Here is a 6,677-nt window from a genome sequence, read left to right as displayed (position 1 = left end):
GATGTCGTGGTTTTGCCGTATAAGTCAGCAACTCAAAGCGGAATAGTTAAAATAGCTTACAATTTTAACAAACCAGTTATAGCTACAAATGTCGGAGGGCTTCCGGAGGTTGTTCTTGACGGAAAGACGGGTTTTATAGTTGAACCGTCACCGCAAAAAATAGCCGATGCAATTGTTAAGTTTTTTAGGGAGAATCTTGCCGATGAATTTTCAAAAAATGTTGAGCTTGAGAAAAAGAAGTATTCTTGGGATGCTTTGGTTGAAGCGATTGAATCTTTTGTTAAAATAGGGTGATTATTCATTTTAATCCGCCAAAAATTTTATCCCCTGCTGGAAAAAGCGAAAGAAAAAATTTATCAAAAAATTTCCTCTTTGATGGGAAAAATAAAAAAAGGGGCTTTTAAAAGCCCCTGTTAATTTACTCTTCTTCAACAGCTTCTTTCTGTTTCTGTGCCTCAGCGATGATTTTATCAGCTATCTCTTTCGGAACTTCTTCGTAATGCGAGAATCTAGCTTTAAAAATTCCGCGACCTTGCGTCAGTGACCTCAAGGCGGATGAATATCTGTATAATTCCTTCTGTGGAACATATGCCTTCACAACTTGATAACTTCCCTCCGCTGTCATCCCTATAACTTTTCCTCGTCTGCTTGATATATCACCGATAACGCTTCCCATAAATTCTTCAGGGACTTTTACTTCAATTTCATATATCGGTTCAAGTAATACGGGATTTGCGTTCATAAATGCCTTTTTAAACGCCATTGAAGCTGCTATCTGGAACGCAAGGTCAGATGAATCAACTGGATGATAAGAGCCATAATCAAGAGTGACCTTGACATCAATAACTGGGTATCCAGCTAGGACACCTTTTGCCATGGTATCTCTGACACCTTTTTCAACGGCTGGGATATAGTTTCTTGGGACGACACCACCGACTATCGCATCCACAAATTCAAATCCGCCACCCCTTGGCAGTGGTTCCAACACAAGCCAAACATCGCCGTATTGACCCCTTCCGCCGGTTTGTCTTTTATACTTCCCTTGTTCCCTGGCTTTCCCTTTTATCGTCTCCCTGTATGGAATTTTCGGCTCGCCGAGTTCAACTTCAACACCGTATTTTTCCTTCAATCGCTTTGCAATTATCGTCAAGTGCATCTCCCCTTGACCGCTTATCAAGGTTTGTTGAAGCTCATTATCAACCGTAAAGACAAATGTTGGGTCCTCTTCGTGAAGAGCGTGTAACCCAGCTGCTATCTTTTCCTCCTCTCCCTTGTTCTTTGAGATTATAGCAAACTGAATCACCGGCTCTGGGAATTCAATTTGTGGTATCACAACTGCAAATGCTTTCGTTGAAAGCGTGTCGTTTGTATGTGTGTTTTTTAGCTTTACAACAGCTCCTATGTCACCAGCGTAAAGTTTCTGAACCTCTTTTCTTTCCTTTCCATTCATAACATAAAGCTGACTTAACCTTTCAAGCGTCCCGTTGCTTTGGTTTACAAGGTCAATTCCTCTTGTTAAAGTTCCTGAATAAACCTTGAAAAATGAAAACTCACCCACATGGGCTTCTGAAACCGTCTTGAAAACGAAGATCACCGGTTCGGCCGATGAATCATAATTTAAATTTATCTGTTGTGATGAATCGTTTTTCAAAATCGCCGATACTTGCTTTTTATTCGGGCTTGGACAATAATCAACAATAAAATCAAGTATCCGCTTTGTGCCGATGTTGTGGTAAGAATCAGCACATAATATCGGGAAAATTTTCCTCTCGCTAATTGCTTTTGTGAAGCCATTTTTAAGCTCCTCTTCCGTTAAACCACCATTTTCAAAGAATTTATTTAGAAGCTCCTCATCCGTTTCAGCAACAGATTCAATTAATTCCTCGCGCAACTTTTCCACCTTCTCCCTCAAATTCTGAGGTATTTCTTCCTCAACATAATTGCCTGACAAATCGTTTGAGAACTTCAGAAGTTTCATTTTCAAAACATCAACAATTGAATTAAAAGATGTCCCTTCGTTTACGGGGAATTGGATTACAACCGCCTCGTGCCCGAACTTTTGTCTTATCTGTTCAACGACCTTTTCAAAGTTTGAATGTTCAGCATCAAGCTTATTGATGACAAAAATTACGCTGTTGTCGTATTCTTTCGTTATCTCCCAGGATGTTTCCGTTCCAATTTCAATTCCTTCAACCGATTTCACAAGCAAAATCGCTGTATCAGCGACTTTCAAACCACTTTTAACCTCACCTATAAAATCAGCGTAACCGGGCATATCAATGATGTTGATTTTAACATCCCTCCATTCACAATGAAGAAGTGACAAGTTGATTGATGCTTGTTGAGCTATTTCATCTGGATGATAATCCGAGACGGTGTTTCCTTCTTGAACTCTTCCAAGTCGTGTTGTGACACCTGCACTGAAGAGCATCGCCTCAGCAAAAGATGTCTTCCCAGAACCACCATGTCCAATTAAACCAATGTTTCTGATTTTTTCGGTTGGATATTCCTTCACCACTGTCAACCTCCCTTATCTTTTTGTGTTTATGCCTTTAGCTTTGTTATCACAGTGCGAATCGCCTTTATCAGAGCGAAAATTTTTGTTAAACCAGAGGGGAGAAATTCTGAGGAATGACTATCGCCTGAAAATGCAAATTTGAACTTTTGTAAATACGATTGCAAGCTCTGGGTCAAATTGCCGATCAATTCAAATTGTGATTGAGCTTGAGAGCTTGTCCTTTCAATGTTTTCAAGTATTGAAGGAAGTCGTGCGTTTATCTCATTTGTCGTCTTGTTGAGATTTTCAATCAACACTCTCAGCTTCGCAAATATAACTACAAGATAAATCAGAGATATGACTGCGCTGACCAAAAGAAGAGCTAACAAAATCTGGATTAGCATTTCCATTTTCAAACCCAGTTAAATTTTAAAATAAAAAAGGCAAGACATTCGTCTTGCCCTGAAATTTCAACCTTTTGTTTTCTTCGTTTCTTCCTTATAGGTCTCAATGCCTGACTTCACAGCTTCTTTAACCATGTCAACCTTCTGCTTAGCTGTCGTTATAAGTTCGTCAACTTCTTTTTTAATTTTTTCAGCTTCCTCTTTCGCCTTTTCAATTATTTCCTCTGTTTTTGTCTTCGCCTCGGCAAGATATTCACTAGCTTTATCCTTAGCCTCAGCTGATTTCTCTCTTATCATAGATCTCATCTCTTTTCCACTTTTAGGTGTGAAGAGCATAGCAAAGACAGCTCCGAGAGCACCACCGATTAAAAAGCCAAGTAAAAATCCCCTGAACATCCCTTCGTTGTTGTCCCTTGCCATAGTTATACCTCCATATTTTTGTTTTGTTGAATTCAAAGATAAGATAAAAAGTAGAGGCTTAAAAGTCAAGGATTTCAAAAGCGATTATGATATGCCAAGCACCTCTTTAACTATCTCCTCAATCTGTGAGAGGTTATATGGCTTGCGCAGAAACTTCGTCCCCGATGGAAGTTCTCTTCTAACTTCAACATCAACAAAACCAGTTACCAAAACAAACTTAACATCTTTTGAAATCTCATAGATTTTCCCAATCAACTCATCCCCCATCATCTTTGGCAAGCCATAATCAATAAAAGCAATTTTTATGTCTTTGTTTTCGTTAAATTTTTCAAGAGCGGTTTCCCCATCCTCTGCCTCAATGATTTCAAATCCAAGCATCTGAAGGTAATCCCGCATTATTATCCTCAAATTTTCTTCATCCTCAACGATTAGAATCTTATAGCCCTGACCAATTTTTTCCATTTTTTCTTCTCCCCGATTTATTTTTGCTTCTCTTTTCTCGGTAAGGTAGACCGGAAGATAGATATAAAAAGTTGTCCCTTTACCGAGTTCGCTTTCAAAGTCAATGAATCCACCGTGTAGTGATACAATATTTTTCACAATTGAAAGCCCAAGTCCCGTTCCTTTCCCGGGTTCCTTTGTCGTGAAAAACGGTTCAAAAATTCTTTTCTTGACCTCATTGCTCATTCCAACGCCAGTGTCCGAAACCGCAATGACGATATATTTATCGGCGCTTGCGCTCCCAAATTTTCTCTCAACAAAATCACCCTCAACGGTCAGCGTCTCAATCCTTAACCTTCCACCCCCAGGCATGGCATCTCTTGCGTTTAGAGCAAGATTTAAAATCACTTGCTGTAAATCACCGTAAGAACCTAAAACAACACACTCATCTTCAATCTTGATATCAATCTGTATCGTCTTCGGCAATGTGTGTTGAAGTATTCTGACCGTGTCATCAATTAATTGTTTCGTTGAGATCGGCTTAAATTCTTCAACTTTCTTCCTTGAAAATTGTAGCAAACGTTTCGCAATCTCAGCCCCGCGTTGGCTCGCTGAAAATGCGGAATCAAGATATGGTATAATTTTTTTGTCCTCTGTTTTCATCTTCGCAATCTCAAGCATTCCAGTTATTATTCCCAAAACATTGTTAAAATCGTGTGCTATCCCGCTTGCAAGTTGTCCGAGGATCTCAAACTTCTGAAGCTCTAAAACCTCCCTTTCCTTTTGTTTCTTTTCAGTTATATCCCTGGCTATCCCAACGCGACCAATGTATTTGCCATTTATATCATAAATGGGGAAAGCCATTCTATCAATTATTCTACCATCCTTGAATTTTAACTCAGGATATCTGATTGCTTTCATTTCAGCAACTTGCTTTCTTATGAAAGCGATCTCTTTCTCGCCATCTTCAATTTTGTCTTTTATCTCGTCAAGGAATTTATCAAATGGCTTTCCGATAAGTTCATTTGCAGATTTATAACCGAAAATTTTACATAACTCATCATTTGCGAGTTCAATTATTCCTCTATCGTTTTGAAAGTAAATCCCCTCGCCTAAGTTTTTAAATATCGTCTCAAATTTTAACCTGAGTTCCTCTTCATCTCTATATTTTTTCATCAACTCGTTTTGAAGTTTTTTCCTCTCGGTTATGTCTTCAACTATAACTTGAATAGCTGGCTTTCCTTCCCAAAGAATTCTTGAAGCTCTTACCTCAACATCAATTATAGAGCCATCAAGACGCACAAACTTTTCTTCAATTGGTGGGGCTTCTTCGCCTGTCTCAATAAGCTTTCTAATTCTCTCAATAACTATTTTTCTATAATCTGGATGGACGAAATCAATTACGGGTTTACCTATGATTTCATCTTCAAATTTAGCCCCAGCGATTTCAAGCGCCTTTTTATTGCATCTTACAATTTTCCCATCTTGATGTATTACAACGCCAACGGGAAGATTTTCAAAAAGTGATTGATAGAGTTCTTTTTGTCTTAAAATTTCACTTATGTCCCTATAAATTCCAAGGCCATACATCCTCTCTCCGATTCTCACATAGCTTACGCTCACTTCAACTGGGATTTTTCTGCCATCTTTTGCAAGCGCAAGGAATGTATATCTTTGCGGGACTGGGATTCCTTTTTCTATTTTACTTCTCCTCTCTTCAATGAAAGCCCTTGATTCTGGAGCGACGAGCTCCATATAATCAATGTTGTTTAATTCATCTGTCGTATAACCGAGCATCTCTTGAAATTTTTTGTTGACATCAATGAACCTTCTACTTTCAAGGTCAAGCAGATAAACACCATCGTTTGAATTTTGGAATAAGAGTGTATAAAGCCGTTGAATTTTTTCCCTTTCCTCAAGTTGTTTTCTTTTTTCTTCAGTTCTGATAGCTTCGGCTAAGTTTTTTATAAAAATAAATCCGTATATGAGAAGTGAAAGAATTGCTAATCCAACAAGAAGGTAAATAAGCATTAGATTTTGCCTTGCTGATTTCGCAATCCTTGCATATGGTGTGCTTACAACGAAAACTAAATCTGAACCAGAAATTTTAAAGTGCGAGAAGCTAGCGATTTTTTCTGGACGATCTTTAAGTTTGTATCTTATTGAGCCGTAGTTTTTCGCGAGCATCGTATCAACATGGTTGAAGGAGATATGACATTGCTTACAAGATTCATCCATAAAGCTTGCCCGATTCAAAACCATCTCTGGATGAGCTGAATGAAAGATCAGAACCCTATCGGATTTGATAATCCAGGCGTCATGGAGTGTTAAGTCTAAGCCAATCTGACCTATGAGCGAATTTATAAGAGAGTCAATTTTAATTGTGTAAACAACTGCACCGAGAAATTTTTTTCCTTCGTAAACTGGAACTGCAATTATTGCAGTATATAAAAACTTATCTTTAGATGTCATTGTGTAGATGACCTCGTCGGGTGGCAACTTTGATATTTCCTTCCAGAAATCATATGTTGATATATCTTTCCCTGTGAGTTTTCCATCGGTTGAATGAATCACGCGACCTGATTCATCAATGACGGATATTGAGCTAACATAAAATTGTTTTACATAGCGAAGGTATTCGTTTAAATCTGTTTCTAGTTGTTGTTTAATTCTCTTTTTCACGGATTCAAAGCTTGCGAGAACTTTCAGACCCTGTCCCCTTGAGAAAATATAATTTTCAAACGAGGTAGCGAGACCTTTTGCAAACAAGGTTTGCTTCTCTTCAAAAGTTGCTATAAACTCACCTTCAACGCGATCGTGAAGGTAAAAAACAGCTGCAACAATTAAAATAAGAAGAAAGACAACGACAAAGGATAAAATTATGTTTGTTTGCTTTTGTTTCATTCTCTCTCTCC

At 38.3% G+C, this 6,677-nt stretch carries 5 protein-coding genes; 1 reads left to right on the top strand and 4 read right to left on the bottom strand.

Features of this window, described 5'->3' with window-relative positions:
• Window positions 1-294, top strand: a 294-nt coding sequence (locus FKZ43_RS10355; RefSeq protein WP_140945821.1) for a glycosyltransferase, incomplete at its 5' end; no start/stop codon positions are given.
• Window positions 295-418: 124 nt separating this feature from the next.
• Here FKZ43_RS10355 and fusA read toward each other — a convergent pair.
• From fusA to FKZ43_RS10335, 4 genes are all read right to left on the bottom strand, one after another.
• Entirely contained in the window at window positions 419-2,518 is a 2,100-nt protein-coding gene (gene fusA / locus FKZ43_RS10350; protein WP_235894750.1) for an elongation factor G, read from the bottom strand.
• A 26-nt stretch (window positions 2,519-2,544) separates the two neighbouring features.
• On the bottom strand, window positions 2,545-2,907 hold the full coding sequence (locus tag FKZ43_RS10345) for a hypothetical protein (protein WP_140945820.1): 363 nt from the start codon (window positions 2,905-2,907) through the stop codon (window positions 2,545-2,547).
• Window positions 2,908-2,967: 60 nt separating this feature from the next.
• Window positions 2,968-3,321 carry a YtxH domain-containing protein gene (locus FKZ43_RS10340; protein ID WP_140945819.1) on the bottom strand — a complete coding sequence of 118 codons (354 nt, stop codon included), beginning with the start codon at window positions 3,319-3,321 and terminating at the stop codon, window positions 2,968-2,970.
• 84 nt (window positions 3,322-3,405) lie between these two features.
• Complete coding sequence (locus FKZ43_RS10335) at window positions 3,406-6,666, bottom strand: hybrid sensor histidine kinase/response regulator (protein ID WP_140945818.1); 3,261 nt, start codon at window positions 6,664-6,666, stop codon at window positions 3,406-3,408.
• Window positions 6,667-6,677: the final 11 nt, after the last annotated feature.

It is taken from the genome of Candidatus Thermokryptus mobilis (genome assembly GCF_900070205.1).
In the GTDB taxonomy this organism is placed as follows: Bacteria; Bacteroidota; Ignavibacteria; order Kryptoniales; family Kryptoniaceae; genus Kryptonium; species Kryptonium mobile.
This window is presented reverse-complemented; position numbering and strand designations above follow the sequence as displayed.

Excerpts from the sequence above, each read along its gene's own strand:
- FKZ43_RS10335 (WP_140945818.1), bottom strand. The coding sequence starts at position 6,666 with ATGAAACAAAAGCAAACAAACATAATTTTATCCTTTGTCGTTGTCTTT.
- FKZ43_RS10345 (WP_140945820.1), bottom strand. The coding sequence starts at position 2,907 with ATGGAAATGCTAATCCAGATTTTGTTAGCTCTTCTTTTGGTCAGCGCA.
- FKZ43_RS10340 (WP_140945819.1), bottom strand. The coding sequence starts at position 3,321 with ATGGCAAGGGACAACAACGAAGGGATGTTCAGGGGATTTTTACTTGGC.